Raw genomic sequence first — 25,674 nt, forward strand, 5'->3', positions numbered from 1 at the left:
AGGGGCTCGGCCCGGAGGTGGATTACATGGCGCTGCGGCGCCGGGAGGATGCCGCCGCCATGCTGGCGCTGGGCAGCGAGGCGCTGTGGCTCGATCTGCCGGAGGCGCCGCATCGCGGCTACGGCTCTGCCCCGGCGCTGTTCGGTCCTGTCCGGGACGACGACCCCGCCGACCTCGCGGCCGCGCATGCGGCGGGCGCCGCGATCCGGACCCTCCGGCCGGCCCTCCTCCTGGCTCCGCAGGCGGTCGGCGGCCACGTCGATCACATCCAGCTCGTGCGGGCGCTCGCCGCGCTGGAACCCGGCCTGCCCTGCCTGTGGTGGCGGGACGCCCCGTATGCCGCCCGTGACGAGGCACCGGCGGAGCCGTTCGGCGCCTGGATGGCGGCGCTGCCGCAGATCGCCGTCCCGCTCGATGTCGATGCCGCCCGCCGCAAGCGCGAGGCCTGCCGGGCCTATGCGAGCCAGCTCGGCTTCCAGTTTGGTGGCCCGGCGGGGCTGGATGCGCGGCTCGCCGCAGACGGCGGCACGGAACGGCTTCGGCTCGCCGGCCCCCTCCCCGACCCCGCTGCCGCCATCATGGACAACATCTGATGCCGGGCTTTCTCCCCTTCGCGTCCGCGCTCGAACTGCCCGCCTATGTTTGCGACAATTGCGGCTTCTGGCAGCGGCACTTTGCCGAGCCGCCCTCCTGCCCGGTCTGCCTCGATGCCCGGCACGTGCCGCCGCAGCACGCCTGGCGCTTCCGCAGCGATGTCGAGGCCGAGGCCGACTTCCCCTGCCTGTGGGACGAGATCGAGCCCGGGATCTGGCGCTTCTGGAACGATCCCGTGGCCGGGATCGGGCCGTCCGGCTACCTCCTGACGACACCCGACGGAAACATGCTGTTCGAGGGCTGCACCGTGTTCAGCGCTGCCGCGCTCGATCACATGGCCGCCTGTGGCGGCGTGCAGGTGCTGTCCGCCTCGCACCCGCACAGCTACGGGGCGATCTGGCAGGTGCAGGAGCGGTTCGACCCGGACCTCGCGCTGCCGGCGGCCGACCTCGCCTGGTCGGCGGCGTTCCGGGTGTCGTGGCCCTATGACGACCGCCTGGAGCCGCTGCCGGGGCTCGAACTGCACCGCACGGCCGGGCATTTCGACGGCCACGCGGTCCTCTATGATCGTGCGCGCGGCATCCTGTTCTGCGGCGACGCGCTGAAATTCGAGCTCGACCCCGCCGATCCGCGGCGCGCCCTCACCATTTCCACCCACAAGGCCTTTGTGCGGGCCATTCCGCTGACCCCGGCCGAGCTCCGGCGCTACCGCGAGGTCTTCGCCGGGCTGGACTTCGGGCAGACCTGGACGCCCTTTGAACAGGCCGCGAATAGCGGCCGGGCCGAGGCGCTGGCCCTGATCGACACCATGCTGGCAGGGCGGCCGCATGCCGGGCCGGTGCGGCTCGACAGGCTGCGCCGCTAGGTCCGATCGGCCAGGGGGTTCAGCTCCGCCGGCAGGTCGTGCAGGTGGCAGGCGGCGGATTGGTCGGCCACCACCGGCTTCAGGATCGGCTCCTCCACGCGGCAGCGGTCGAACACGAAGGGGCAGCGCGTGTGGAAGCGGCAGCCCGCGGGCGGGTTGATCGGGCTCGGGACATCGCCCGACAGCACGATGCGGGTGCGCGACTTGCCGGGCTCGGGCACCGGCACGGCGGAGAGCAGGGCGTAGGTGTAGGGATGTTTCGGGGCCCCGAAACAGCGCTGGCGCGGGGCCACCTCGACGATCTTGCCGAGATACATGACCGCGACCCGGTGGGTCATGTGCTCGACGATGGCGAGGTCGTGCGAGATGAACAGAAGGGCGAGGCCCAGATCGCGCTGCAGGTCTTGCAGCAGATTGACGATCTGCGCCTTGACCGAGACGTCGAGCGCCGACACCGCCTCGTCGCAGATGATGAGGTCCGGCTCCGCCGCGAGCGCCCGGGCGATGCCGATGCGCTGCCGCTGCCCGCCGGAGAATTCGTGCGGGAAGCGGCCGCCGCGTCGCGCGGCAGCCGCACGGTGTCGAGCAGCTTCGCGACCCGCTCCTCGATCGAGGGCCCCGAGGTCGCGAGGGCGAAATTGCGGATCGGCTCGGCCAGGATGTCCCGGACCCGCATGCGCGGATTGAGCGACGAGAACGGATCCTGGAACACCACCTGCATGCGGCGCCGGAGCGGCCGCAAGGCGCCGGCCGACAGCGCGTCGATGCGCTGGCCGTCCAGCACGACCTGGCCGCCCGTGAGATCAACCAGGCGCAGCACGGCCCGCCCGACCGTGGACTTGCCGCAGCCGGATTCGCCGACCAGCGACAGCGTCTCGCCGCGGTCGACATGGAAGGACACGCCGTCCACCGCCCGCACGAGCGCGCCCTTGCCGCCGTAATGCTTGACGAGGTCGTTGACCTCCAGGAGCGGTCGGGTCACGCGGCCACCGCCTCGATCGCCGCGTAGTGGCAGGCCGCCAGGTGGCTCGGCGCCTTCGGCTCCAGCGCCGGGGCGACTTGCCGGCACAGGTCGGTCACCAGAGGGCAGCGGCCGGCAAAAACGCAGCCCTGGATCCGGCTCTTCAGGCTCGGCACGAGGCCCGGGATCTCGGCCAGCCGCGTGCGCTCGCCGTGCAGGGAGGAGCCGAGCTTCGGCACGGCCCCGATCAGGCCTTGCGTGTAGGGGTGCTTCGGGGCCCGGAACAGCTCCGCGACCGGCGCCTCCTCGACCTTGCGGCCGGCATACATGACCACCACCCGGGCCGCGACCTCGGCCACCACGCCGAGATCGTGCGTGATCAGGATGATGGCGGCGCCGACGCGGCGCTTGAGGTCGCGCATCAGGTCGAGGATCTGGGCCTGGATGGTGACGTCGAGCGCCGTGGTCGGCTCGTCGGCGATCAGAAGCTTCGGCGAGCAGGCCAGCGCCATGGCGATCATCACGCGCTGGCGCATGCCGCCCGAGAGCTGATGCGGATACTGGCGGACGCGCCGGGCCGGCTCCGGGATGCCGACGAGTTGCAGCATCTCGATGCTGCGGGCGGTTGCGGCCGCCTTGTCGAGCCCCTGGTGGAGCCGCACCGTTTCGCCGAGCTGCCGGCCGATCGACAGCACCGGGTTCAGGCTCGTCATCGGCTCCTGGAAGATCATCGAGATCGCGTTGCCGCGGATGCCCCGCATGGCCCGGTCGGAGAGTTCCAGCAGGTCCTGCCCCTCGAACACGATCCGGCCCGCGATCTTCCCGGGCGGCTCGGGAACGAGCCGCAGGATGGAATTCGCGGTGACCGACTTGCCGCAGCCGGATTCGCCGACGATGGCCAGCGTCTCGCCGGCCTCCACCGTGAAGGACACCCCGTCCACGGCGCGATTGATGCCGTCCGGCGTGCGGAAATGCGTCTGCAGGTCCTCGACGGAGAGAAGGGGCATCTAGAGCCGCTTCGCCATGCGAGGGTCGAGCGCATCGCGCAGACCGTCGCCGAGGAGGTTCACGGCCAGCACCGTGATGGACAGGAACACGGCCGGGAAGAACACGATGTAGGGCTTGACCTGCCACAGCGCCCGCCCCTCGGCCATGATGTTGCCCCAGGACGGAATGGTCGGCGGCGTGCCGGCCCCGATGAAGGACAGGATCGCCTCGGTGATCATCGCCGAGGCGCAGATATAGGTCGCCTGCACGGTGAGCGGGGCCAGCGTGTTCGGCAGGATGTGGCGCCAGATGATCATCGGCGTGCGGGTGCCGGCCGCGACGGCGCCGTCGACATAGGGCTGTTCGCGCAAGGACAGCACCACGCCCCGGACCAGGCGCGAGACGCGCGGGATTTCCGCGATGGTGATGGCCAGGATGACGTTGCCGACCGAGCCACGGGTCAGCGCCATGAGGGCGACCGCGAGCAGGATCGGCGGGATCGACATCAGCCCGTCCATGACCCGCATGACGATGCCGTCGAGCAGCCGGACATAGCCCGACACGAGGCCGATCGCGAGGCCGATGGCGGAGGACAGGAGAGCCACCGCGAAGCCGACCACCAGCGACACGCGCGCGCCGTAGAGCACGCGGGAATAGATGTCCCGCCCGAGCATGTCGGAGCCGAACCAGAACTGCTCGCCGGGCGGGCGCGTGCGGCGCGCGGGCGCGAGCGCCGTCGGATCCACCGTGCCGAGAAAGGGCGCGAACACCGCCACGAACAGCATCAGGAGCAGCAGCACCGCACCCATGGAAATGGTCGGGTGGCGCAAGGCGGCGCCCCACAGGCCGCCCCGGCGGCGCACCTCCGGCAGGATGTCGGGCATGGCCGGCGCGGCGGCCGGCTCCCGGGACAGCGCAGCGGGCGAGGGCACGACCGCGGCGCTCAATACCGGATCCTCGGATCCACCAGCGTGTAGACGAGGTCCACGCCGAGATTCACGAGCACGTAGGTGAAGCTGAACAGCAGCACGATGCCCTGGATCACCGGGTAGTCGCGCCGCAGGATGGCATCGATGGTGAGGCGGCCGAGACCCGGGATCACGAACACGCTCTCGGTCACGACCGCGCCGCCGATCAGCAGCGCGATGCCGATGCCGATCACGGTGACGATCGGCACGGCGGCATTCTTGAGCGCGTGCAGAAACAGGATGGCCCGCTGGCCGAGCCCCTTGGCCCGCGCGGTCTTGATGTAATCCTGGGACAGGATCTCCAGCATGGTGGCCCGGGTGATGCGGGCGATCAGTGCGATGTAGACGAGACCCAGCGCGACCGAGGGCAGGATCAGGTGCTGCAGCCAGGGCCAGATGCCGTTGGCGATGGGCGTGTAGCCCTGCACGGGCAGCCAATCGAGCTCAAGCGCGAAGACATAGGCCAGCAGGTAGGCCACCACGAAGACCGGCACGGAAAAGCCGAACACCGCGAAGGCCATCACCAGACGGTCGATCCAGGTCCCGGCCTTCCAGGCGGCCAGCACGCCGAGCGGCACCGCGACAGTGATCGCCAGGACGAGCGTCACCAGCATCAAGGACAGCGTCGGCTCGATCCGCTGGGCGATCAGCGCGGTGACCGGCAGCGAGGTGAAGATCGAGGTGCCGAGATCGCCGTTGAGGATCTGCCACGACCATTCGCCGAAGCGCACCAGGAACGGGCGTTCCAGGCCGAGGCTCTCGCGGATGCGGGCGATGTCGTCCGGTGTCGCCTGGTCGCCCGCGATGATGGCGGCCGGGTCGCCCGGCGCGATGTAGAGCAGGCTGAAGACGAACAGGGCGACGATCGCCATCACCGGCACCGTCGCGAGCACGCGCTGGCCGATGTAGCGGAGCATCTAGGACCTGCCTCCCCTTGGCCGCCCGGCCAGGGGCACGACACCGCGCGGCCGCACCGGGACGGGCCCCGACGCCGCCGTCCGGCCGCTCGGCCGCCCGGCGGCCGCCCCCCTCCGCCGCAGCGGCAGAGGGCGGGATGCTGCCCTCTCGCGCATCAGGCGGTCTTCGACACGCCCCAGAAGAACGGCAACGGGCCTTTGACGATGCCCGAGACGTTCTTGCGCCACGCCTGATAGGACAGGAAGAAGCCGGTCGGCGCATAGACCACGCCCTCGAGCGCGGCGGTGTTGAGCCGGTCCATGGCGGCCTTTTCGCCGGCCAGATCCTTGGCCTCGAACCAGTCTGACACGCCCTTTTCCACCTCGGGCAGGTCGGGCCAGCCGAACCAGGCCTTGTCGCCGTTCGCCCGCACCGCCGTGTAGCTGGACGGATTGATGCAATCGGCGCCGGCATGCCAGGTATGGAACATGTTCCAGCCGCCCTGGGCGGGCGGCGTCTTCACCGCGCGACGCTGGCCCGTGGTGCCCCAATCGGTCGCCACGAAATCCACGTTCATGCCCATCTGCTTCAGCAGATCGGCCGTGATGTCGCCCTGGGACTTGGTGATGGGCTGGTCCTGCGCCACGACGCAGATCACCGGCTCGCCCTTGTAGCCCGCCTCGGCCAGGAGCTTCTTGGCGGCCGCGATGTTGCGCTGCTTCAGCACCTCGCCGCCCGCCTCTGTGTAGATCGGCGTCCCGGGCGTAAAGAAGCCGGGCAGCGGCTTCCACAGCGCGTCGTCGGAGCCGACCAGCGCCCGCATGTAATCTTCCTGGTTCAGCGCCGTCAGCACCGCCCGCCGGATCTTCACGTTGTCGAAGGGCGGATGGAGATGGTTCATCCGGAACGAGCCGATGTTGCCGAGCGGATCGGCGATGTCGACGGCGATGTTGCGGTTGCGCTTGAGCAGGGGCACGAGGTCCGAGATCGGGTTCTCCCACCAATCGACCTCGCCGTTCTGCAGCGCCGCGGACGCGGTGGCCGGGTCGGGCATGATCACCCATTCGATCCGGTCCAGGAGCATGTTCTTGCCGCCCGCCAGCCAGGAGGCCTTCTCCTGGCGCGGCACATAGCCCTCGAACCGCGTGAACACGGCCTTGGCGCCCGGCACCCAGTCCTCGCGCACAAACCGCATGGGGCCGGAGCCGATATACTCCGTCACCTGCTTGAACGGATCGGTCTGGGCGATGCGCTCCGGCATGATGAAGGAGCAGGGCGCGTTGTTCTTGGCCAGCGCCAGCAGCATCTTGGGGAAGGGCCGCGACAGAACCCATTTCCAGCTCCGATCGTCGATCGGCGCGAGTTCCTTCTGGATGGCCGTGATCATGAGGCCCATGGGGTCGCGGGCGGCCCAGCGTTTCAGGCTCTGCACCACGTCCTTGGCCAGAACGGGCGTGTTGTCGTGGAATTTCAGGCCTTCGCGCAGCTTGAAGGTCCAGGTGAGACCGTCGGAGGAGACCTCCTCGCTCTCCACCATCTGGCGCTGCGGCGTCAGGGTCTCGTCGACCCCGTAGAGGGTGTCCCAGACCAGCGCCGCGGCGTTGCGGACGACGTATTGCGTTCCCCAGATCGGGTCGAAATTGGCGAGGTTCGATTGCGGCACGAAGCGCAGCGTCTTGGCCGAGGCGCCCTGCGACAGGGCCGGCATCGGGAAGGCGGCCAGCCCCAGCGCCCCCAGAACAGTGCGGCGGTCGATGGAATGGGCCATGCAGCGCTCCTCGGGTGGGTTCCAACCCGAAGCATGCACCATGCCATGCCGAGAGCAAGATCGCCGATGGTCCAAGACGCCCCGCGCAAGTCCCCGCAGGTCAGGACGGCAGTTCCGGCGACGCCCATGGAAGACGAACCGCGCCCCGCCGGGCCGACAACTTCCGGGTCGACTTCAGGCCCGGCTGGGACGGCGCCTCAGGCGGCCGGGTGCCACCAGCGGCCGGCCAGCACCACGCCCTCGCTGGTCAGGCGCTGCTCGCCCTCCAGATGCTCGCCGGTGACGTCCACATAGTCGAACCGGCCCTGGCGCAGCTTGAGCACCGTGGCGTCGCCGGGCGAGCCGGGTTTCAGCGTGCCGAGCTCCGGCCGCTTGATCGCCATGGCGGCGTTCACCGTGGACGCCGCGATGACGCGATCGAGCGGCATGCCGAGGCACAGGAACTTCGACAGCGTCGTGACCTGGTCGAAGGCCGGCCCCTCGATGCACAGCGTGTGCACGTCGGACGAGATGGTGTCGGGCTCGAAGCCGTTCGCCAGCATGGCTCGCGTGGTCTTGAAGGAGAACGAGCCCTTGCCGTGGCCGATGTCGAACAGGACGCCGCGGCGGCGCGCGTCGAGCACCGCGTCCTTGACCCGGCCCTGGCCGGTGATGGGCGCGTTCGGAAACGGCCGGAAGGCGTGGGTCAGGACGTCGCCCGGCCGCAGCATGGCCAGGACCTCCTCGTAGGACGGCGGCGGGTGGTCGATATGGGCCATCACCGGCATCCCGACCTCTTCGGCCACCTGCAGGGCGATGTTGAGCGGCACCGTGCCGGAGGTGCCCGAGGCGTGCAGCCCGACCCTGACCTTGATGCCGACGATGAGGTCGCGGTTGCGGTCCGCCACCTCCGCGCAATCGATCGGGTTCATCATCAGGAGTTCGCGGCTTTCGCCGACCATGACCCGCTTGTCGAAACCGTAGATGCCGGCATGCGACACGTGCAGGTAGGCCAGGATGCGGACCTGGCTCGGCTCGATGACGTGCTTGCGGAAGCCCATCCAGTTGCCGGGCCCGGCGGAGCCGGTGTCAATGGCGGTGGTGACCCCGCTGGTCCGGCAAAACTCCTCGGCGTCGATGCCGAGCGAGGTGCCGCCCCAGTAGACGTGGGTGTGGAGGTCGATCAGCCCGGGCGTGACCAGGTGGCCGGAGACGTCCCGCACACTGGCCGCTTCGCCGAGATGGCGGCCGATCCGGGCGACCTTGCCGCCCTGAAAGGCGACATCGGCGATCTCGTCGAGCTTCTGCGACGGATCGAGCACGCGACCGCCGGTGAGGATGAGATCGTAGGGCAAGGGATCACCTTTCCGCCCCCGACGATGCGGCTGTCGGGCGCGTCTGTCCAGGGCCGGACGGAATCGCCCGGCGGCGGCGGCCCACCGAAAGGCAAAGGCTAGCGGGCCGCGATGCTGCCTGCCCCCCTCGCCCCCCTTACTCCGCGAGGGCCCGCATCTCGCGGATGAGGTCGCTTTTGCCTTCGAAGCCGATGCCCGGGAGGTCCGGCATGGTGATGGTGCCGTCCTCCACCGCGACGCCGTCCGGGAAGCCGCCATAGGGCTGGAACAGGTCCGGATAGCTCTCATTGCCGCCGAGGCCGAGGCCGGCCGCGATGTTGAGCGACATCTGGTGGCCGCCATGCGGGATGCAGCGTTCGGGCGACCATCCGGCCACCCGCAACACGTCCAGCGTGCGCAAGTATTCGCAGAGGCCGTAGGAGAGCGCGCAGTCGAATTGCAGCCAGTCGCGGTCCGGCCGCATGCCGCCGTAGCGCAGGAGGTTGCGGGCATCCTGATGCGAAAACAGGTTCTCGCCCGTGGCCATCGGGCCCGGATAGAACTCGGCCAGCGCCGCCTGCAGCCCGTAATCGAGCGGGTCGCCGGCCTCCTCGTACCAGAACAGCGGATAGTCGCGCAGCATCTTGGCGTAGCCAATGGCGGTTTCGAGATCGAAGCGGCCGTTGGCGTCGACGGCGAGCTGCCCGTCGCCCTCGATTTCTTCCAGAACCGCCTCGATGCGGCGCCGGTCTTCGTCGAGCGACGCGCCGCCGATCTTCATCTTCACCACCGTGTAGCCGCGGCGCAGATAGCCCCGCATCTCGGCCCGAAGCGCCGCGTCGTCCTTGCCAGGATAGTAATAGCCGCCCGCCGCGTAGACGAAGACGCGCGGATCGGCCGTCCGGCCCGCCCGTTCGGCCAGCAACCGGAACAGCGGCACCCCGGCGATCTTCGCGGTCGCGTCCCACACCGCCATGTCGATGGTGCCCACCGCCACCGAGCGCTCGCCGTGGCCGCCGGGCTTCTCGTTCTGCATCAGGGCCGCCCACACCCGGTCGGGGTCGAGGTTGCCGCCGGTCTCGTCGAGCAAGGTCGCGGGCTCCGCCCCGAGAAGGCGCGGGGCGAAGCGCTCGCGGATCAGCCCGCCCTGGCCGTAGCGGCCGTTGGAGTTGAAGCCGTAGCCGACCACCCGCCGGCCGTCGCGCACCGCGTCCGTCACCACCGCGACGAGGCTCGTCGTCATCTTGGTGAAGTCGATATAGGCGTTGCGGATGGGCGAGGAGATCGGCTTTGTGACCTCCTGGACGGCCAGGATTCGGACGGACACGGCGCCTCCGGTGATCGGCTTGAACAGAGCCGCGTGCTTGGCCGAGAAGCCGCGCGCGCGCAACTTCGGGCACGGCGCCTGCGGCCGCAACCCGGCAGGGATGTCGACCTGATGCTGGACCGCCTCTTCTTCGCCCGCGACGTCGTCGAGGTGGCGCGCGATCTCGTCGGCGCGACGCTGTTCGTGGACGGCGTCGGGGGCGTCATCGTGGAGACGGAGGCCTACGACGCCGAAGATCCGGCCTCCCACAGCTTCAGCGGGCGGACGCCCCGCAACCGGGCCATGTTCGGTCCCGCCGGCCACGCCTATGTCTACCGCTCCTACGGCATCCATTGGTGCCTGAACCTGGTCACGGGACCGGACGGCCATGGCGCGGCCGTGCTGATCCGGGCCGTTGAGCCGCGGGCCGGGCTCGACCGCATGCGGGCGCGACGGGGGCCGGTTGCGGATCGGCAGCTCTGCGCCGGGCCGGGCCGCCTGTGCCAGGCCCTCGGGGTCGACGGACGGCATGACGGCTTGTCGCTGTTCGAGGCGCCGTTCGCGCTCTCCCGTCCGGCCAAGAGGCCGGCGCTGGTGGCAGGCCCCCGCGTCGGGATCAGCAAGGCGGCCGAGCGGCCGTGGCGCTTCGGACTGGAGGGCTCGGCGTTTCTGAGCCGGCCGTTTCGGCCGGCACCGGGCGAGGTTCCGGCGCCTGCGTCAGGTCCCGCCCTGTCGCCGAAACAGCACAGGTGATAAATCGTCGTCGTGGTATTCGGCCCTAGTTTCGGCGCAGAGCTGGGCCAGATGCACGCAATGACGCGAATCCGACTTCCTGTCCTCTTCGCCGCGCTGGTGCTGGCCGCCGGGCCGGCCCATGCGCAGGGCTTCTTCGAGCGGCTGTTCGGGATCACCCCCGACCGGCCGGCCCCGAGCGCTCCCCCCGCCCCAGCCGCGCCCGCCGATACCCCGGCCGAAGGCCCGCCCCGCTATGTGCCGCCGCCCGTCCAGGCCCGCCCCGTGGCGCTCCGGGTCCCTGTGGAGGACGCGGTGATCGGGCGCGAGCTCAAGAAGAACGGCTCCGGCGGGTCCCTGCGCATCGAGCGCACAGGCCGCTCGGACCTGCGGGCGCGCCTGACGCTGGCTGGCCGCAAATCGGCGGCCTCCGTGGAGAGCTGCACCATCACGCTGGGCGATGCGAGCGGCGTCGCGCTCACGCCAGAAGGGCGGCCCGACGGGCTGCAGCGCTATGCTGTCGAGGATGCGGCGACCACCACTTGCCCGCTTCAGATCGAGGTCTTGGACGAGGCGGTTCTGATCAAGCCCAAGAGCGGGAGCTGCCTGGTGCAGACGCCGTCCTGCCAGGCGGACGCGGCCGGCCTGTGGGGTCCCGAGCCGTCGCAGCTCATTCCGCGCGCCCGCGACTACGAAGCGGCGCGCGGCGTCGCCGACAAGGCCGTGCGTGACAATTACAAGGCGCTGGTCCAGCGCGCCCGGCCGGAAGCCGTGCGGCCCCTGGTGTCGGAACAGGCGAGCTTTTCGTCGGACCGCGAGGTGCTGTGCCGGACCTATGCCAAGGAGGCGGCGCACAGCTTCTGCAACGCGCGCTACAGCGAGGGCCGGGCCATCTCGCTGGCGCAGCGCCTGGGCGTGACGGTGGCCTCCAACCTGGCCTCGCCACCCGCCCCGACCGCGACGGAATACCGCGTCCGCCGCCGCGCCGACCCGTATTCGCTGCCCGCCACCGACGAGATCGTCCAGAGCAGCCCGTTGGACGAATGAGCCCGGCGGCAGAGCGCTCGCTCAGCGGTGGTCCGCTCCCACCGCCTCCCCAACCGATGAAAAGCCGTCGCGCCGCAGCAGCGCGGCGAGTTCGCGCCTGACCCGGTTCGGGAGCCCCGGCCCCTCGTAGACGAGCGCCGAATAGAGCTGCACCAGCGACGCCCCGGCCCGGATCTTGGCGTAGGCGTCCGCGCCTGAGGCGACACCGCCGCACCCGACCAGCGGGATTGCGCCCCGGGTCAGACGGTAGAGATCCGCGAGCTTGCGGGTCGCGAGGTCGCGCAACGGCGCTCCGGACAGCCCGCCGCTCTCGCCGCGGCTCGCGTTCTTGAGGCCGGGCGGCCGGGACAGGGTCGTGTTGCCCATGATCAGCCCGTCGAGACCGGCCCCGATGGCCACCTCGGCCGCGTCCGCGAGCGCCGCCTCGTCGAGATCGGGCGCGAGCTTGACCAGCAACGGGGGCCGCCGCTCCGGATCCGGAACGGCGCGGGCCAGCGCCTCCTGGCAGGCCCGGACCAGCCGCTCCATGGCGGCCCGACCCTGAAGGTCGCGCAGCCCGGGCGTGTTGGGTGAGGACACGTTGATCACGAGGTAGCCGGCGAGAGCGGCCGTGCGCTCGATGCCCAGCACGTAATCGGCCACGTCGTCGGCCGCATCCTTGTTCTTGCCGAGATTGACCCCGACGAGCCCGGCTCGGCCCGCCCGCCGCGACAGTCGCGCGGTGAAGGCGCCCAGCCCCTCGCTGTTGAAGCCGTTGCGGTTGATCACGGCCCGGTCTTCGGACAGCCGAAACAGCCGCGGCCGCGGATTGCCGGGCTGCGGGCGCGGCGTCACGGTTCCCATCTCGACGAAGCCGAAGCCGAGCCGCAGCAGCGCGTCCGGCGCCTCGGCATGTTTGTCGAAGCCGGCGGCCAGGCCGATCGGATTTGAAAAGGGCCGGCCCCAGACCTGCGTGAGGAGGACGGGGTCGTCGGAGGCGGCGGCCGGGCAGACGAGGCCCGCCGCCAGCGCCCGGATCGCCAGCCGGTGCCCGTCCTCCGGATCGAGAAGGCCGAGCGCTGGACGCGCGGCCCGGTACAGGAGGTCGATCACCGGGTCAGGCCGCCGCTATTCCGGCGCCTTGACGACGCCGCCATTCGCCTTGGACCAGCCGGCGGGGTCGTGCAGGAAGCTCTCGACTTCGCGCAGCACCGATTCAGAGAAGGCGCCGCGCGTCTTGGCGAGGGCCAGCACGTCCCACCAGGTGGCGAGATGGTGCAGGGTGACGCCCATATCGGCCAGAACCTTCGGCGAATGCGCGAAGATCGAGTAGTAGAACACGACAAAGATGTGATCGACGCGCGCGCCGGCGTCGCGCAAGGCCTTGCAGAACACGACCTTGCTGCCGCCGTCGCTGGCCAGGTCCTCGACCAGCAAGGTGCGCTGGCCCTCGACCACGTGGCCCTCGATCTGGGCGTTGCGGCCGAAACCCTTCGGCTTCTTGCGGATGTACTGCATGGGCAGCATCAGCCGGTCGGCCATCCAGGCAGCAAACGGGATGCCGGCGGTTTCGCCGCCCGCCACCGCGTCGAACTGCTCGTAGCCCGCCTCGCGCAGCGTCGCCGAGGCGCCGAATTCGATCAGCTGCCGGCGCACGCGCGGGAAGGAGATGAGCCGCCGGCAATCGATATAGACCGGGCTCGCCCAGCCGGAGGTGAAGATGAACGGCTTGTCGTCGTAGAAGCGAACGGCCTCCACCTCGAACAGCATGCGGGCGGTCTGCTCGGCGATCGTGTCGCGCCCCGGGAGGCTCAGGCCCTGACTCATCGGCGCGTCGCCTCTTCCATCTCGCTCAGGATGGCGGCCGCGGCCGCGACGGGGTCCGGAGCGCCCACGATGGGGCGTCCGACCACCAGGTAATCGGCGCCGAGGGCCACGGCCTCTCGGGGTGTCATGACCCGCTTCTGATCGCCGGCCGCCTCCCCGGCGGGCCGGATGCCGGGCACGACCAGCAGGCGGTCTGGACCGATGGCCCGACGGGCGCCGGCGATCTCGCCGGCCGCGCAGACGAGGCCGTCGATGCCGCTTTGAGCCGCGTCGGCGGCGCGCTCCGCCACCGTTTGGGCGACACCGGCCCGGTAGCCGGCGGCTGCCGCGTCCGTGTCGTCCATGGAGGTCAGCACGGTGACGGCCAGGAGTTTCAGCCCCGACCCGCCGCGGCCCGCGACCGCCGCCCGCATGGTCTGCGGGTAGGCGTGCACGGTCAGCAGGCTCGCTCCGAAGCCGGCGAGCGAGCGCACGCCCTCCTCCACCGTCCGGGGGATGTCGTGCAGCTTGAGATCCAGGAACACGTCCTGGCCGGCCCGGATCAGCCGTTCGGCCAGCCCGAGCCCGCCCGTATAGGCGAGCTGGTGGCCGATCTTGAAGACGGGCCGGTGCCCGGAGAGCTGCTCGGCCAGCGCCTCCGCCCGGCGCAGATCGGCGAGATCCAGCGCGACGATCAGGCGGGGCTGCCGGCGGCCGGGGGCCACCGGGAGCTGGGCTGCGGTAGCGGTCAGCCGACGATCTCGTTGCCGGAGAAGAACTGCGCGATCTCGATGCGGGCATTCTCCACCGAATCGGAGCCGTGCGCGGTGTTCTCGCCGACCGAGCGGGCGAAGAGCTTGCGGATGGTGCCGTCGGCCGCCTTGGCCGGATCCGTCGCGCCCATCACCTCGCGGTATTTCGCAACCGCATTCTCGCCTTCGAGCACCTGCACGACCACCGGGCCGGAGGTCATGAATTCGACGAGCTCGCCGAAGAAGGGGCGCTCCTTGTGGACGCCGTAGAAGGTCTCGGCCTCCTGTCGGGTCATCCGGATCCGCTTCTGGGCCACGATGCGAAGGCCCGCCTTCTCGATCACGGCGTTGACCTCGCCCGTCAGGTTGCGGGCCGTCGCGTCCGGCTTGAGAATCGAGAAGGTGTGCTCGCGCGCCATGTGGTTCATTCCTGGAGAAGATGCGGCTCTATAGCCGCGCCCCCCAGGCGCCTCAAGCTTGAGAGCAGCCGCGTGGCGGCCCACCCACCCCTGACGCGGGGTCGCCGCGGCCGCGCCGGGCGCCTGTGGGGATGTGTACCAAGAGTTCACTGCCGCAGCTTGGTCGGTCTCGCGCCATGATTTCTGCCAATTGTGCTCTCTAAGTCACGGCCGACCTCCAGAGGGAGCAGACATCATGCGTTTTCTGACGGCCTCGATCCTGGCGGCTGCCGCCTTCGTCGGACCGACCGCCTTGGCTGCGCCTGAGAGCCCGGCCGGCGTTTGGATGACGGAGGAGAAGAACTCGAAGGTCCGCATCGCGCCCTGCGGCAAGGCGATGTGCGCCACCATCATCTGGGCCAAGAAGGTCGGCACGGACGAGAACAACCCGGACCCGGCGCTTCGCAACCGGAACATCATCGGCACGGACCTGTCGCGCGACATGAAGCCCGACAGCAAGGGCGGCTGGTCGGGCTCGATCTACAATCCCGAGAACGGCAAGACCTACCAGGCCTCCATGCAGCGGGTGACCGACAAGGAGCTCGAAGTCTCCGGCTGCATCCTGGGTGGGCTCCTGTGCGGGTCGGAGACCTGGACGCGCCAGGGCGACAACACGGCCAGCGTAGCGCCCGCCTCCGAGAAGACCGCCAAGACCCGCTAGCTAAAGACCCGCTAGCTGAAGAAGACCCGCTCGCCCACGCCCCGGGCGGGTGCGCCGCTAGCGGGCGCGCTGACCGAACAGCACGGCCCGAACCGCGGGATCGTTCATGTTGGTCGTGGCCCGGTCGGCCTGATTCACGGCAAGGCCGCGCTGCACGGCCGGGCGCGCCGCGTTGGCGTCGAGCCAGCGCTGCATATGCGGGAAGGATGAGATGTCCTGGCCCTGCCGCTCCCAGAGCTTGGCCCAGGGATAGCTCGCCATGTCGGCGATGGAATAATCCCCGGCCAGCCATTCGCGGTCAGCGAGCCGCCGGTTCAGGACGCCGTAGAGCCGGTTCGTCTCGTTGGTGTAGCGCTCGACCGCATAGGGGATCTGCTCGGGCGCATAGATGCGGAAATGGTGCGTCTGGCCCGCCATGGGGCCGAGGCCGCCCATCTGCCAGAACAGCCATTGTTCGACCTCAACCCGGGCGCGCTCCTCCTGCGGGTAGAAGCGGCCCGTCTTGCGGCCGAGATATTGCAGGATGGCGCCGGATTCGAACACGGAGATCGGCTGCCCCCCCGGCCCGTCCGGATCGACGATGGCCGGCATCTTGTTGTTGGGCGAGATGGCCAGGAAGTCCGGCCTGAACTGGTCGCCCTTGCCGATGTCCACGCTGTGGACCGTGTAGGGCAGCCCGCATTCCTCCAGCATGATGGAGATCTTCCACCCGTTGGGTGTCGGCCAGTAGAACAGGTCGATCGGAGCCTGAGTCCGAGCCGCCATCGCGAGCGCCTCCGCGCAGTACCAGTCGGCCCCGCTCTAGCAGGCCGCCGGAGGCCTGTCTCGCGACCGTCCGGTTCAGGAACGGCGGTCGCGCGGCTCCTTGGCCCGGACACGCACCCGGCGCAGGCGCGAGGCCGGGCGGGGCCGGGCCGGACGGCTCCGGGCGTCCTCCACGACGCGATCGGCCGACAGGTACAGGTTCACCCAGACGGTCGCGATCAGGGCAGCCAGAATAAGCGTCTCCAACGCCGACATGGCGGTCTCCTCTCAGGAGGAAGCGGGAGGGTGCGGCAGCGCCGGACCGGTTCAGGCGTTGGTGGCGGCCGCGTGACGCCGGCGCGTCAGGAGGAACCCGAGCCCGATGACGAGCAGCGCGGCGGCGATCGCGGCCGGGATCTCGAGCCGATGCGTCTGGTCGACGCCAAAGCGGCTGACCAGCGCCGGATCGCTGACGATCATCTCGCCGGCAATCCAGCCGAGCAGGGCCGCGCCGGCCCAGACCAGGACCGGGAAGCGCTCCAGCAGCGTGATGATGACGGAGGCGCCGGCGACGATCAGCGGGATGGAGATGGCGAGCCCGAGGACCAGCAGAAATGTCGAGTCCTTCGCCACCGCCGCGATGGCCAGGACGTTGTCGAGGCTCATCACCGCATCGGCGATCGCGACCGTCTTCACGGCCTGCCAGAGCTTGTCCGATTCCTTGACGCTGGAATCGCCCTCCTCCTCGCCGCCAACCAGCTTCACGGCGACCCAGAGCAGCAGCAGCCCGCCCGCGATCTTCAGGTAGGGCGTGGTCAGCAGCGTCACGACCAGGGCCGTGAAGATGATCCGGAGCACCACCGCGACCCCGGCCCCGAGGATCATGCCCATGCGCTGCTTGTCGGGCGGCAGGGCGCGGCAGGCCATGGCGATCACCACGGCATTGTCCCCGGACAGGATGATGTTGATCCAGATGATCTCGAAGATCTTCAGGACCTGAGGGCCGAACATGTCCATGGCGATGCGTCTCGTTGGCGCGTCGGTCCGCAACCGCGCGCGAGGTCGGGCGTGGACGCGAGCGCGGCCGGATGCCGCCCGTGGGCGGAGCCGTCACTGCGTCGGAGAAGGGACTGAGAGGGCCGGCGCGCGCCGGCTGGCCGTTCGGTCGGGAGCGGCCGTGCGAATTCACGCCCTCACGGGCGCGACATCCGCTCCAGCAGAGCTGGGCAGGTCAGGCGGCGGGGGGACCCGTGGCCTGGTGAGCGAAGCGGGAGCAGCGGGCCGGCGCCGGACCGGCCCGCTGGGGGCAGCCGGTCGTGGCCAGGAAGCGGCCCGGCTCGGACAGACCGGAGTTCCGCAGGCCATCGTCCGGATCGTCGGTGGGATCGAGTTCGGCGAAGGACGCGTGGGCGACAAGCGCCGATCGGACCGGCGGCCTGGCCGGAGCCAGCAGCTCGGCGACCGCGACGACCCGGGCGGCGGCGAGGTCCCGTGAGGCGGTGAGATCCGGGCGCGCCTCCGGCAGCGGGCTGGCGAGCCAGACCGAGGCGACGCTGAGCAGCGCCGCAAAGAGGATGCCGAGACGTGACCTCACCGTGACCCTTGTCTCGTGGTCTTGTGCCACGAGATCACCGGGCCGCGCCTCCGTCAAGGGCGGCGCTGGGCCCGAACCGGCCGGCTAGTTGCGGTCATCCGGCATCACGGGCAGGGCGTGCACCTCGATGCCCTCCTCGGCCAGGGCTCGGGCCTCGGCCGGGTCGGTCTCGCCATAGATCGAGCGGTGCGGCGTCTCACCGTAATGGATCCGCCGCGCCTCGGCCGCGAAGGATGGGCCTACGTAATCGGAGGTCTTGGTGACGTGCTCGCGCAGGGCGCGCAGCATGTGCCGAACCGCCTGTTCGCGCTCCGACAGAAGCGCCACCGCCTGGGGCGGAGCGGAATCCGGCGTCGGCGCGTCCGGCATGGCGGCGGCTTCGGCCGGCTCCGCCCGCGCGCCGGCCGAAGCGGTCGAGACCGCCGGCCGCATGATCTGCTTGGCGACGCGGCCCGAGCCGCAGACCGGGCAGGCGACGAGCCCGCGCTCGACCTGAGCATCATAGGAGGACGCGGACGGAAACCAGGACTCGAATTCGTGGCCGCCGTCGCACGCCAGGGCATACCGGATCATTGCACGAGTCCCGCGGCACTCCGACCAAACGAAGATAGGTACCGATCAGGCCTTAAAAGGCTCATTCCGCAGCGGCAAGCGGTCGCTTGTGCGCGGTTCGGCCGGCTCGTTCGACCGTGAACGGCCGCGCATTGCTGAGCGCCGGGATGCGGGCCCGGCAGGCCGCCACTTGGCCAAGCTCGATCCGGGCCATGATCAGGCCGGGCTCCGCGCTGCCTTCCGCCAGCACGCGCCCCCAGGGATCGACGATGAGCGAATGGCCGAAGCTTTCGCGCCCGTCCTCGTGCAGGCCGCCCTGCGCGGCCGAGATCATGAAGGAGCCGGTCTCGATGGCCCGGGCGCGGTGCAGCACGTGCCAATGCGCCTGGCCGGTCTGGAGCGTGAAGCAGGCCGGCGCCGTAAGGACGGCCGCCCCGGCCTGGGCGAGGGCCCGGTACAGCGCCGGGAAGCGGATGTCGTAGCAGATGGTCAGACCGAGATCGCCCCACGGGGTCTCGGCCAGCACGGCCCGGTCGCCGCCCTGATAGGTGCGCGATTCCCGCCAGGATTCGCCACCGGGCAGATCGACGTCGAAGAGATGGACCTTGGTGTAACGGGCGGCGATGTCGCCGGACGCATCGATCAGGAAGGCCCGGTTGGCGAGCCTCTCCCCGTCCTGGACCGCGATGGAGCCGAGATGGATCCAGACGCCGCGCTCGCGCGCCACTTCGCGCAGCGCCGCCAGCGTCGGGTCGCTCTCCTCCGGCCCCGTCTTGCTGAACAGAAGGGCGCGGTCGCGCTCCAGCAGCGAGGTCATCTCCGGGGTCTGGACGAACTCGGCCCCGGCCGCCGCCGCTTCGCGAACGAGGGCCACGGCGGCGTCACGGTTGCGCAGCGGATCGCGGCCGGACCGCATGCCGGCGCAGGCCGCGACAAAGGACGCCGTCACGCCGGGGCCTCCGCTCACGCGGCGCTCAGCACGGCGTCGAGCTCACCGCGCCCGTCGAGCGCGTAGAGATCGTCGCAGCCGCCGAGATGGCGGGAGCCGACAAAGACCTGCGGCACGGTCGAGCGGCCGCCCGAGCGCCGCACCATCTCGTCGCGCTCGGCCGGCTTGCCGGTGATCTCGATCTCCTGGAAGTCCACCCCCTTTCCGCGGAGGAGGTCCTTGGCGGCGTTGCAATAGGGGCACCAGGCTTTGGTGTAGATGGTGACGGGCGGCATCGAAACGATCCTGTGGGCCGGGACCAACTTGGCACGCGGGATGCCGTTCCGCCAAAGCCGGACGCGCTTAACCGTCCTGCACCACGCGGGCGAAGGTGAGGACGTCCACGGCCGCCGCACCGCCGCGCAGCAGCGCCCGGGCGGCCGCATTGGCCGTGGCCCCGGTGGTCAGCACGTCGTCCACCAGGAGCACGCGCCGGCCCTTGAGCCGGGCGCGGGCCTCCGCCGGCACCCGGAACGCGCCCTGCAGGTTGTCGCCGCGCTGCGGCCGGCTGAGCCCGACCTGCGGCCGCGTCCGCTTCACGCGGTGCAGGAGATCCGGTTCCAGCGGCCGGCCATGCGCGGCCGCCACCGGCCGGGCAAGTTCCATGGCCTGGTTGAAGCGACGCCACCACAGGCGCCAGCGATGCAGCGGCACCGGCACCACCACCTGGCAGTCGACGGCGAGTTCGCTCCCCGCCCGGGCCATCATGGCCCCGAGGGCGCGGGCGACGTCCATGCGGTCGGAATATTTGAGCCGGTGCACCAGCGTCCGGGCGGTGTCGTCAAAGCGGGCCACCGCCCTCGCCCGGGCATAGACCGGCGGGTCGGCGAGTGCGGCCGGCGACACGAGGCTCATGCCGAGATCCACCGCGAAGGGCGTGCCGAGCCGCTCGCAGAACGGCCGCTCGATGAAGCGGATCCCGGCCCAGCAGCCGCCGCACAGCGTGCGCGGCTCCGCCGTGGCGCGGCCGCAGCTGATGCAGCTCGGCGGGTACACGACGCGCAACGCCGCCTCGCCGAGCCGGCGCAGGACCGGCCCGGCGGCCTCGGGCAGGAGGGCGCGCCCCGGCAGCATCCGGGCAGCTTACCGGGCCGGCGCTGCGCCGGCGAGGCCGGCCCGCGACATTCGCCGGCGGGGCAGGACTTGCGGCGGCCGGCAGGCCCGGCGATGGATGCTCATGCTGAACTCCGGCCGCCTCTTCATCCTCGGCCTTTGGGCGGTCGGGATCGTGACCGGGCTGGTGGCCGCCCGCGCGCCCCACCTCCTGCCGGTGCCGACGCCGGCCCTCATCGTCCCGCTCGCGGTTGCGCTGGTGGCGGACCTCGCCCTGAGACCCTCCATCGAGGCGGGCCGGATCGCCCCAATCACCATGAACGAGCGGGCCGTCGGCGTGATCGGAGCGGGGCTGGCCGCCGTTCTGCTTTTGGCCGTGCTGGAAAGCTGAGGCCGGAGCGCGCGCCGCTCCGTGGGGCCGGCGGCGCTTGGCGTCGGGGCCGCAAAACCCCATACCTCGTCCATGCCGGCCTCCGTCCCCGAGCTGTTCGACCGCGCGCTCCTGCGCCGCCGCCTCGCGCGCGCCGTGCGGGCGGGGCACGAGAGTTTTCTGCTCGACCGGGCCACCGACGAGCTGACCGAGCGTCTGGGCGCGGTGTCCCGCAGCTTTCCCCGCGCCCTCGATCTCGGCACGCCGACCGGCACAGCGGCGGCAGCGCTCCTGCGGGACGACCGGGTCGGGCAGGTGGTGCGGCTCGCATCCCATCGCGACGGGGCCGCAACCCTCGTTGCGGACGAGGAGCGGCTGCCCTTCGCGGCCGAGAGCTTCGGCCTGGTGGTGTCGCTGCTGGCCCTGCAGGGTGCGAACGACCTTCCGGGCATTCTGGCCCAGGTGCGGCGAAGCCTCGCCCCCGACGGCCTGTTCCTGGCCGCCATGCTGGGCGGCGACACGCTGGCCGAACTCCGCACGTCCCTCGCGGCCGCCGAGAGCGAGATCGAGGGCGGGGTCAGCCCCCGGGTCGCGCCCTTCGGCGATGTGCGTGCGCTCGGCGGGCTGCTGCAGCGGGCCGGCTTCGCCCTGCCGGTGGTGGATGTCGACCGGATCGTGGTGCGCTACGGCAGCCTGTTCGGTCTGATGCGCGATCTGCGGGCCATGGGCTGGACCAACGCCCTGAGCCTGCGCCGGCGCACGCCGCTCCGCCGCGCCACGCTGATGCGGGCGGCCGCGCTCTATGCGGACAGCTTCGCCGACCCGGACGGGCGGGTGCGGGCCACGTTCGACATCGTGTGGCTGTCGGGCTGGGCGCCGCACGAGAGCCAGCAGCGCCCGCTGGCGCCGGGCTCCGCCCGGACCCGGCTCGCGGACGCACTCGGCGTCCCGGAACATGGGCCGGAAGGCCCGCGCTAAGGAGGACAGCCATGAAGGAGCCCGGTCCCGACCACCCGATCACGGTGGCGCCGAACCCGCATCGCATTCGCGTCGTGCTCGGCGGCATCATTGTGGCCGAGACCACGCATGCGCTGACCCTCCGGGAGGCGGGCCACCCGGCCGTCCACTATGTGCCGCGCCAGGACATCGCGGCCGACCTGTTCGACCGCAGCTCGCGCCAGTCTCATTGCCCCTACAAAGGCGACGCGACCTATTTCACCGTCTCGGCCGGCGGGCTCGTGCGCCGGGATGCGGCCTGGAGCTACGAGACGCCGTTCCCGGCCGTCGCGGCCATCGGCGGCCACGTGGCGTTCTTTCCCGACAAGGTCGACGCGATCGAGGAGCTGAGCTGATCAGCCGAGCCCGGCCGCGCCGACGAGGTCCAGCAACGGCGGAATCAGCGGCTCGTCGGCCGGCGGCATGGGATAGGAGCGCAGGTCGCGCGGCCTGACCCAGGCGAGCCGCTGCCCCTCGAGCCCCTGCGCGAACCCCTCCCAGCGCCGGCACACATAGAGGGGCATCAGGAGGTGGAAGGTGTCATAGGCGTGGCTCGCGAAGGTGAGCGGGGCCAGGCACGGCTCCTGCACCGTCAGACCCAGCTCCTCCCGCAGCTCGCGGATCAGGGTCTCCTCCGGCCGCTCCCCGGGTTCGATCTTGCCGCCCGGAAACTCCCACAGCCCGGCCAGTTCCTTGCCGGCCGGGCGCTCCGACAGGAGCACGCGGCCATCGGAATCGATCAGGGCGACGGCGACGACGAGCAGGAGCCTCACGGCTGGCGGAGCGAGATCACGAGGTCGACCTCGGCCGACACCTCGAGCGCCCCCGCCTCGACCGGCACCGGCGCGCGGGCCGCCGCGGTCGCGCCCCGGGCATAGCCCCGCATGGGAGCCGGGCGGTCGGACCGCCCGCCGTGCCGAATCTCCTCGATCGGGCCGAGCTTCACGCCAGCCGCCTCGGCGATCACCTCGGCCTGCCGCAGCGCGTCCTTGACGGCGGCGGCCAGCGCCTCCCGTTCGAGCTTGCCGGGATCGGCGAGTTCAAAGGCGATGCCGCCGATCCGGTTCGCCCCGCCATCGACCACCTGGCGCAGGAACTCGCCGAGTTGGCCGAGCTCACGCACCCGCACCGCCACGCTGTTCGTGGCCTGGTATCCGTCCGGCCGCTGCTCGACCGCCCCCGAGGACGGGTCGCGAACGGGTTTGAAGGCGGGCTCCAGCGACACCTGGCTTGTCTGGATGTCCCGCGGCGCGATGCCGAAATGGCGCGCCGCCGCCACGATGCGGCCGGCCGCGGCCGAGGTCTGATCGAGAGCCGCCGCGGCGGTCGGAGCCTTGGCCCCGACCCCGACCGAGATCAGCGCGAAATCCGGTGCCGATTCCAGCGTCGCCTTGCCGGAGAGGTGCAGGCGCGGGCCCGGCGCCGGGCGGGCGGCCTCCTGGGCCAAGGCCGGACCGAGGGCGAGCAACAGAAGGGTGATCGCCGTCAGCGCCCGTTTCATGAGCGATAATCCCCGTTGATCTCGATGTAGGCCTTGGTCAGGTCGCAGGTCCAGACCGTGGCCCGGCCCGCGCCGAGGCCGAGATCGACCCGCACCGTCACCTCCTCCTCCCGCATCACCGCGCTCGCCTCGGCCTCGTCATAGGCCGGGTCGCGGGCTCCCTCGTGGGCGACCCGCACCGGCCCGAACCAGATCGAGAGCCGGTCCCGGTCGGCCGGCTCGCCGGCCTTGCCGACCGCCATGACGACCCGGCCCCAATTGGCGTCCTCGCCGCCGATGGCCGTCTTCACCAGGGGCGAGTTGGCGATCGACATGGCGATGCGGTGGGCGGAGGCGTCGCTTTCGGCTCCCCCCACCTCGACCGTGACGAATTTGCGGGCACCCTCCCCGTCGCGGGCCACCTGCTGGGCGAGGTCACGCAGCAGGGCCTCGAGGCCCTCACGGAAGGATCCGAGCCGCGGATCCTGCGCGGTCTCGACCGGCGCACCCCCGGCCCGGCCGGTGGCGAAGAGCAGCAGCGTGTCCGAGGTCGAGGTGTCGCCGTCGACCGTGACGCAGTTGAAGCTGCGGGCCGCGCCTGCGGCCAGCATCTCCTGCAGGACGGGCGCGGCGATGGCGGCGTCGGTGAACACGAAACTCAGCATGGTGGCCATGTCCGGCGCGATCATGCCGGCGCCCTTGGCCATGCCGTTGATGGTGACGTCCCGGTCGCCGAGCCGGACCGTGCGGGTCGCGACCTTGGGGAAGGTGTCGGTGGTCATGATGGCCCGGGCGGCGTCGAGCCAGCCCTCAGGCCTGGCCCGGCGGGCGCAATCCGCCAAGACGCCGTCGAACTTGGTGGCGTCGAGCGGCTCCCCGATGACGCCGGTCGAGGCGAGAAACACCTCCTCGGGCCGGCAGCCGGCGGCCCGGGACGCGATTTCGGCCGTGAGCCGGGTCGCCTCGCGGCCCTTCAGGCCCGTGAAGGCGTTCGCATTGCCCGAATTGACCGCCAGGACCCGCGCCTTGCCACCGCCGAGATTGGCCCGGCACCAATCCACGGCGGCCGAGGGGCAGCGGGAGCGGGTGAACACGCCGGCCACTTCAGTACCCTCGTCGAAGCTGACGAAGAGCACGTCCGTGCGGCCGCGGTAGCGGATGCCGGCCGCCGCCGTGGCCAGGCGGATGCCGGCGATCGGCGGCAGGGTCGGGACGTGTTTCGGCGCCAGCGGCGACACGGGATGGGACACAGGACACCTCGGTCTGGGGGCCGCCCAGGGGGCGGCCGTTCGGCAGGCGCTTTCCACATCGCCCCGCCGCCCGCAACCCGAGCGCGGCGGCGCCTTGCCTTCCGGAAGCCGAGCGCGCATATCCCGGGCGGGAGGTTGGCGGGGGACGTTTCACTCGCCAACCGGGTCAGGTCCGGAAGGAAGCAGCCCTAACGAGACCGAGCGGGTTCTCGTCCAGCCTCCCAATGACCTTCCCTTCGGGGCGGCTGATCCAGAACACGGCATGAGCGACACGCCCGGCGAGGGCCTCGACACGGGCGGGTCCGACGACCAGCCCGCCTTTCTGGGCTTCGAGCCGGCGCCGGAGAGCCCGCGCGACCGCGGCTACCGCGTCCTCGCCCGAAAGTACCGCCCGCAGAGCTTCGCCGACCTGATCGGCCAGGAAGCGATGGTCCGGACGGTTCGCAACAGCTTTCTGGCGAACCGCATCCCGCAGGCCTGGATGCTGACCGGCGTGCGCGGGGTCGGCAAGACCACCACCGCCCGCATCCTGGCCCGCGCGCTCAACTACGACACCGGCGCGGGCGGCGGCCCGACGGTGGAAATGCCGGACCTCGGCATCCATTGCCGCGCCATCATGGATTCGCGGCATGTCGACGTGCTGGAGCTCGACGCCGCCTCGCATACCGGCGTCGAGAACATCCGCCAGATCACCGACGCGGTGCGCTACGCCCCGGTCCAGGCGCGCTACAAGGTCTACATCATCGACGAGGTGCACATGCTCTCGGCGGCGGCCTTCAACGCGTTCCTGAAGACGCTGGAGGAGCCGCCGCCGCACGCCAAATTCGTGTTCGCCACGACCGAGCTCCGCAAGGTGCCGGTCACGATCCTGTCGCGCTGCCAGCGGTTCGACCTGCGCCGCGTGGAGGCCACGGTGCTGGTCGCCCATCTCGGCCGCATCTGCCGCCAGGAAGGCGTGGACGCGGACCCGGAGGCCCTGGCCACCATCGCCCGCGCCGCCGAGGGCTCCGTGCGGGACGCCCTGTCGCTGCTCGACCAGGCGGTGGCGCACGGCGCGGGCGTGGTCCGGGACGCGCTGGTGCGGGACATGCTCGGCCTCGCCGACCGCGGGCAGGTGATCGACCTGTTCGAGGCCACCATGCGGGGCGACGTGCCGGCCGCCTTCGCGACGCTGGCCGCCGGCTACCAGGCCGGTGCCGACCCGCGCCAGATGCTCGAGGACCTGGCCGCCTTCACGCATCTCGTGACCCGCCTCAAGCTCGCGCCCGAAGCCGCGAAGGATCCGGCGCTGACAGAGGCCGAGCGCACGCGCGGCGCCGATTTCGCGGCCCGGCTCTCGACCCGCAGCCTGTCGCGCGCCTGGCAGATCCTGCTCAAGGCGGTGTCCGAGGTGGCGGGCTCGCAGCGCCCCCTCGCGGCGGCCGAGATGGCCCTGGTGCGGCTCGCCTATGCGGCGGACCTGCCGACGCCCGACGAGGCCCTGCGCCTTCTCCGGGCGGGCGGCGGCGGGCCGCCCCCCTCCGAGCCGGCTCCGCCGCGCCCCCCGGCCCCCA

Annotated in this window: 30 protein-coding genes, 1 other RNA gene and 1 pseudogene; 10 read left to right on the forward strand and 22 right to left on the reverse strand. The window is 71.1% G+C overall.

The genetic code is table 11. The features are described 5' to 3' along the window. Together JWR86_RS01100 and JWR86_RS01105 are read left to right on the forward strand one after the other, a co-directional pair. Nucleotides 1-593: PIG-L family deacetylase (locus JWR86_RS01100; RefSeq protein WP_299559508.1), on the forward strand; the 593-nt coding region annotated here is incomplete at its 5' end. After that, entirely contained in the window at nt 593-1,459 is an 867-nt protein-coding gene (locus tag JWR86_RS01105; RefSeq protein ID WP_299559510.1) for an MBL fold metallo-hydrolase, read from the forward strand. The genes JWR86_RS01100 and JWR86_RS01105, both read left to right, overlap by 1 nt. Here JWR86_RS01105 and JWR86_RS01110 read toward each other — a convergent pair. The 7 genes and pseudogenes from JWR86_RS01110 to JWR86_RS01140 form a co-directional block, all read right to left on the reverse strand. Then, nucleotides 1,456-2,441 (reverse strand): annotated as a pseudogene (locus tag JWR86_RS01110) (oligopeptide/dipeptide ABC transporter ATP-binding protein). The gene JWR86_RS01105 and the pseudogene JWR86_RS01110 sit on opposite strands and share 4 nt — an antisense overlap. Continuing rightward, nucleotides 2,438-3,427 (reverse strand): ABC transporter ATP-binding protein, encoded by a 990-nt coding sequence (locus JWR86_RS01115; protein WP_299559513.1) that lies wholly within the window; start codon nt 3,425-3,427, stop codon nt 2,438-2,440. The pseudogene JWR86_RS01110 and the gene JWR86_RS01115 overlap by 4 nt, the downstream one beginning before the upstream one ends. After that, on the reverse strand, nt 3,428-4,291 hold the full coding sequence (locus JWR86_RS01120) for an ABC transporter permease (protein WP_299559585.1): 864 nt from the start codon (nt 4,289-4,291) through the stop codon (nt 3,428-3,430). Between the two features lie 59 nt (nt 4,292-4,350). After that, complete coding sequence (locus JWR86_RS01125) at nt 4,351-5,292, reverse strand: ABC transporter permease (RefSeq protein ID WP_299559515.1); 942 nt, start codon at nt 5,290-5,292, stop codon at nt 4,351-4,353. Between the two features lie 155 nt (nt 5,293-5,447). Next, nucleotides 5,448-6,980, reverse strand: coding sequence for an ABC transporter substrate-binding protein (locus JWR86_RS01130; protein ID WP_299559588.1), 1,533 nt, complete (start codon nt 6,978-6,980; stop codon nt 5,448-5,450). Nucleotides 6,981-7,237: 257 nt separating this feature from the next. Further along, on the reverse strand, nt 7,238-8,374 hold the full coding sequence (locus JWR86_RS01135; RefSeq protein ID WP_299559517.1) for an amidohydrolase/deacetylase family metallohydrolase: 1,137 nt from the start codon (nt 8,372-8,374) through the stop codon (nt 7,238-7,240). A gap of 136 nt (nt 8,375-8,510) precedes the next feature. Further along, the gene (locus tag JWR86_RS01140) at nt 8,511-9,680 is read right to left on the reverse strand and encodes a mandelate racemase/muconate lactonizing enzyme family protein (protein ID WP_299559519.1); all 1,170 of its coding nucleotides are present in this window, start codon (nt 9,678-9,680) and stop codon (nt 8,511-8,513) included. 111 nt (nt 9,681-9,791) lie between these two features. Here JWR86_RS01140 and JWR86_RS01145 point away from each other — a divergent pair, with 111 nt between their 5' ends. Together JWR86_RS01145 and JWR86_RS01150 are read left to right on the forward strand one after the other, a co-directional pair. After that, a complete protein-coding gene (locus JWR86_RS01145; RefSeq protein ID WP_299559521.1) occupies nt 9,792-10,412 on the forward strand; it encodes a DNA-3-methyladenine glycosylase in 621 nt (206 codons plus the stop codon). Nucleotides 10,413-10,472: 60 nt separating this feature from the next. Then, complete coding sequence (locus JWR86_RS01150; RefSeq protein ID WP_299559524.1) at nt 10,473-11,438, forward strand: hypothetical protein; 966 nt, start codon at nt 10,473-10,475, stop codon at nt 11,436-11,438. A 21-nt stretch (nt 11,439-11,459) separates the two neighbouring features. On the opposite strand, the gene JWR86_RS01155 is transcribed toward JWR86_RS01150, so the two are convergent. The 4 genes from JWR86_RS01155 to ndk are packed head-to-tail and all read right to left on the reverse strand — an operon-like array spanning nt 11,460 to nt 14,394. After that, entirely contained in the window at nt 11,460-12,530 is a 1,071-nt protein-coding gene (locus tag JWR86_RS01155) for a quinone-dependent dihydroorotate dehydrogenase (protein ID WP_366914524.1), read from the reverse strand. Nucleotides 12,531-12,545: 15 nt separating this feature from the next. Then, the gene (locus tag JWR86_RS01160) at nt 12,546-13,244 is read right to left on the reverse strand and encodes an orotate phosphoribosyltransferase (RefSeq protein ID WP_299559527.1); all 699 of its coding nucleotides are present in this window, start codon (nt 13,242-13,244) and stop codon (nt 12,546-12,548) included. Further along, entirely contained in the window at nt 13,241-13,948 is a 708-nt protein-coding gene (gene pyrF / locus JWR86_RS01165; RefSeq protein WP_299559530.1) for an orotidine-5'-phosphate decarboxylase, read from the reverse strand. Before pyrF ends, JWR86_RS01160 begins: the two co-directional genes overlap by 4 nt. 23 nt (nt 13,949-13,971) lie before the next feature. Continuing rightward, complete coding sequence (ndk, locus tag JWR86_RS01170; RefSeq protein ID WP_299559533.1) at nt 13,972-14,394, reverse strand: nucleoside-diphosphate kinase; 423 nt, start codon at nt 14,392-14,394, stop codon at nt 13,972-13,974. 235 nt (nt 14,395-14,629) lie between these two features. Between ndk and JWR86_RS01175 the strand changes: the two genes are divergently transcribed. Beyond that, on the forward strand, nt 14,630-15,094 hold the full coding sequence (locus JWR86_RS01175) for a DUF2147 domain-containing protein (RefSeq protein ID WP_299559536.1): 465 nt from the start codon (nt 14,630-14,632) through the stop codon (nt 15,092-15,094). 57 nt (nt 15,095-15,151) lie between these two features. Here JWR86_RS01175 and JWR86_RS01180 read toward each other — a convergent pair whose 3' ends face one another. The 8 genes from JWR86_RS01180 to JWR86_RS01215 all read right to left on the reverse strand — a co-directional run bounded on the left by JWR86_RS01180 (nt 15,152) and on the right by JWR86_RS01215 (nt 20,046). Next, nucleotides 15,152-15,859 (reverse strand): glutathione S-transferase N-terminal domain-containing protein, encoded by a 708-nt coding sequence (locus tag JWR86_RS01180; protein WP_299559539.1) that lies wholly within the window; start codon nt 15,857-15,859, stop codon nt 15,152-15,154. Between the two features lie 75 nt (nt 15,860-15,934). Continuing rightward, nucleotides 15,935-16,114: a hypothetical protein gene (locus JWR86_RS01185; protein WP_299559542.1), complete on the reverse strand. Its 180-nt coding sequence runs from the start codon at nt 16,112-16,114 to the stop codon at nt 15,935-15,937. A gap of 51 nt (nt 16,115-16,165) precedes the next feature. Next, a complete protein-coding gene (locus JWR86_RS01190; protein WP_299559545.1) occupies nt 16,166-16,855 on the reverse strand; it encodes a TerC family protein in 690 nt (229 codons plus the stop codon). A 214-nt stretch (nt 16,856-17,069) separates the two neighbouring features. Then, nucleotides 17,070-17,432, reverse strand: coding sequence for a hypothetical protein (locus JWR86_RS01195; RefSeq protein WP_299559548.1), 363 nt, complete (start codon nt 17,430-17,432; stop codon nt 17,070-17,072). 84 nt (nt 17,433-17,516) lie between these two features. Next, nucleotides 17,517-18,005, reverse strand: a complete 489-nt coding sequence (locus tag JWR86_RS01200) for a DUF1178 family protein (protein WP_299559551.1) — start codon at nt 18,003-18,005, stop codon at nt 17,517-17,519. 61 nt (nt 18,006-18,066) lie between these two features. After that, nucleotides 18,067-18,933: a carbon-nitrogen hydrolase family protein gene (locus JWR86_RS01205; RefSeq protein ID WP_299559554.1), complete on the reverse strand. Its 867-nt coding sequence runs from the start codon at nt 18,931-18,933 to the stop codon at nt 18,067-18,069. A gap of 14 nt (nt 18,934-18,947) precedes the next feature. Further along, nucleotides 18,948-19,208: a glutaredoxin 3 gene (gene grxC, locus JWR86_RS01210; protein ID WP_299559557.1), complete on the reverse strand. Its 261-nt coding sequence runs from the start codon at nt 19,206-19,208 to the stop codon at nt 18,948-18,950. Nucleotides 19,209-19,275: 67 nt separating this feature from the next. Beyond that, nucleotides 19,276-20,046 carry a ComF family protein gene (locus tag JWR86_RS01215; RefSeq protein WP_299559560.1) on the reverse strand — a complete coding sequence of 257 codons (771 nt, stop codon included), beginning with the start codon at nt 20,044-20,046 and terminating at the stop codon, nt 19,276-19,278. A gap of 97 nt (nt 20,047-20,143) precedes the next feature. Between JWR86_RS01215 and JWR86_RS01220 the strand changes: the two genes are divergently transcribed. From JWR86_RS01220 to JWR86_RS01230, 3 genes are all read left to right on the forward strand, one after another. Further along, on the forward strand, nt 20,144-20,416 hold the full coding sequence (locus JWR86_RS01220; RefSeq protein WP_299559563.1) for a hypothetical protein: 273 nt from the start codon (nt 20,144-20,146) through the stop codon (nt 20,414-20,416). A 72-nt stretch (nt 20,417-20,488) separates the two neighbouring features. Beyond that, on the forward strand, nt 20,489-21,373 hold the full coding sequence (locus JWR86_RS01225; RefSeq protein ID WP_299559566.1) for a methyltransferase domain-containing protein: 885 nt from the start codon (nt 20,489-20,491) through the stop codon (nt 21,371-21,373). Nucleotides 21,374-21,384: 11 nt separating this feature from the next. Then, on the forward strand, nt 21,385-21,747 hold the full coding sequence (locus JWR86_RS01230; protein WP_299559569.1) for a DUF427 domain-containing protein: 363 nt from the start codon (nt 21,385-21,387) through the stop codon (nt 21,745-21,747). Here JWR86_RS01230 and JWR86_RS01235 read toward each other — a convergent pair whose 3' ends face one another. From JWR86_RS01235 to argJ, 3 genes are read right to left on the reverse strand one after another with little or no spacing between them, the layout of a single operon-like run. Beyond that, complete coding sequence (locus JWR86_RS01235) at nt 21,748-22,164, reverse strand: (deoxy)nucleoside triphosphate pyrophosphohydrolase (RefSeq protein WP_299559572.1); 417 nt, start codon at nt 22,162-22,164, stop codon at nt 21,748-21,750. Continuing rightward, nucleotides 22,161-22,892 (reverse strand): SIMPL domain-containing protein, encoded by a 732-nt coding sequence (locus JWR86_RS01240; protein WP_299559576.1) that lies wholly within the window; start codon nt 22,890-22,892, stop codon nt 22,161-22,163. The genes JWR86_RS01235 and JWR86_RS01240 overlap by 4 nt, the downstream gene beginning before the upstream one ends. Then, nucleotides 22,889-24,121 carry a bifunctional glutamate N-acetyltransferase/amino-acid acetyltransferase ArgJ gene (argJ, locus tag JWR86_RS01245; protein WP_299559579.1) on the reverse strand — a complete coding sequence of 411 codons (1,233 nt, stop codon included), beginning with the start codon at nt 24,119-24,121 and terminating at the stop codon, nt 22,889-22,891. Before argJ ends, JWR86_RS01240 begins: the two co-directional genes overlap by 4 nt. A gap of 128 nt (nt 24,122-24,249) precedes the next feature. Here argJ and ffs point away from each other — a divergent pair. Together ffs and JWR86_RS01255 are read left to right on the forward strand one after the other, a co-directional pair. Beyond that, an RNA gene (gene ffs, locus JWR86_RS01250) (signal recognition particle sRNA small type) lies at nt 24,250-24,348 on the forward strand. 35 nt (nt 24,349-24,383) lie between these two features. Beyond that, a partial coding sequence (locus JWR86_RS01255) for a DNA polymerase III subunit gamma/tau (protein ID WP_299559582.1) occupies nt 24,384-25,674 on the forward strand: 1,291 nt, incomplete at its 3' end.

It is taken from the genome of Enterovirga sp. (assembly GCF_028290205.1).
Lineage (GTDB): Bacteria > Pseudomonadota > Alphaproteobacteria > Rhizobiales > Beijerinckiaceae > Enterovirga.

What these genes read in the sequence shown, in the direction of transcription:
- JWR86_RS01105 (WP_299559510.1), top strand. Translation starts at nt 593, where the DNA reads ATGCCGGGCTTTCTCCCCTTCGCGTCCGCGCTCGAACTGCCCGCCTAT.
- JWR86_RS01115 (WP_299559513.1), bottom strand. Translation starts at nt 3,427, where the DNA reads ATGCCCCTTCTCTCCGTCGAGGACCTGCAGACGCATTTCCGCACGCCG.
- JWR86_RS01120 (WP_299559585.1), bottom strand. Translation starts at nt 4,291, where the DNA reads ATGCCCGACATCCTGCCGGAGGTGCGCCGCCGGGGCGGCCTGTGGGGC.
- JWR86_RS01125 (WP_299559515.1), bottom strand. Translation starts at nt 5,292, where the DNA reads ATGCTCCGCTACATCGGCCAGCGCGTGCTCGCGACGGTGCCGGTGATG.
- JWR86_RS01130 (WP_299559588.1), bottom strand. Translation starts at nt 6,980, where the DNA reads ATGCCGGCCCTGTCGCAGGGCGCCTCGGCCAAGACGCTGCGCTTCGTG.
- JWR86_RS01145 (WP_299559521.1), top strand. Translation starts at nt 9,792, where the DNA reads ATGCTGGACCGCCTCTTCTTCGCCCGCGACGTCGTCGAGGTGGCGCGC.
- JWR86_RS01150 (WP_299559524.1), top strand. Translation starts at nt 10,473, where the DNA reads ATGACGCGAATCCGACTTCCTGTCCTCTTCGCCGCGCTGGTGCTGGCC.
- JWR86_RS01160 (WP_299559527.1), bottom strand. Translation starts at nt 13,244, where the DNA reads ATGAGTCAGGGCCTGAGCCTCCCGGGGCGCGACACGATCGCCGAGCAG.
- ndk (WP_299559533.1), bottom strand. Translation starts at nt 14,394, where the DNA reads ATGGCGCGCGAGCACACCTTCTCGATTCTCAAGCCGGACGCGACGGCC.
- JWR86_RS01175 (WP_299559536.1), top strand. Translation starts at nt 14,630, where the DNA reads ATGCGTTTTCTGACGGCCTCGATCCTGGCGGCTGCCGCCTTCGTCGGA.
- JWR86_RS01180 (WP_299559539.1), bottom strand. Translation starts at nt 15,859, where the DNA reads ATGGCGGCTCGGACTCAGGCTCCGATCGACCTGTTCTACTGGCCGACA.
- JWR86_RS01185 (WP_299559542.1), bottom strand. Translation starts at nt 16,114, where the DNA reads ATGTCGGCGTTGGAGACGCTTATTCTGGCTGCCCTGATCGCGACCGTC.
- JWR86_RS01190 (WP_299559545.1), bottom strand. Translation starts at nt 16,855, where the DNA reads ATGGACATGTTCGGCCCTCAGGTCCTGAAGATCTTCGAGATCATCTGG.
- JWR86_RS01200 (WP_299559551.1), bottom strand. Translation starts at nt 18,005, where the DNA reads ATGATCCGGTATGCCCTGGCGTGCGACGGCGGCCACGAATTCGAGTCC.
- grxC (WP_299559557.1), bottom strand. Translation starts at nt 19,208, where the DNA reads ATGCCGCCCGTCACCATCTACACCAAAGCCTGGTGCCCCTATTGCAAC.
- JWR86_RS01215 (WP_299559560.1), bottom strand. Translation starts at nt 20,046, where the DNA reads ATGCTGCCGGGGCGCGCCCTCCTGCCCGAGGCCGCCGGGCCGGTCCTG.
- JWR86_RS01220 (WP_299559563.1), top strand. Translation starts at nt 20,144, where the DNA reads ATGCTCATGCTGAACTCCGGCCGCCTCTTCATCCTCGGCCTTTGGGCG.
- JWR86_RS01225 (WP_299559566.1), top strand. Translation starts at nt 20,489, where the DNA reads ATGCCGGCCTCCGTCCCCGAGCTGTTCGACCGCGCGCTCCTGCGCCGC.
- JWR86_RS01230 (WP_299559569.1), top strand. Translation starts at nt 21,385, where the DNA reads ATGAAGGAGCCCGGTCCCGACCACCCGATCACGGTGGCGCCGAACCCG.
- JWR86_RS01240 (WP_299559576.1), bottom strand. Translation starts at nt 22,892, where the DNA reads ATGAAACGGGCGCTGACGGCGATCACCCTTCTGTTGCTCGCCCTCGGT.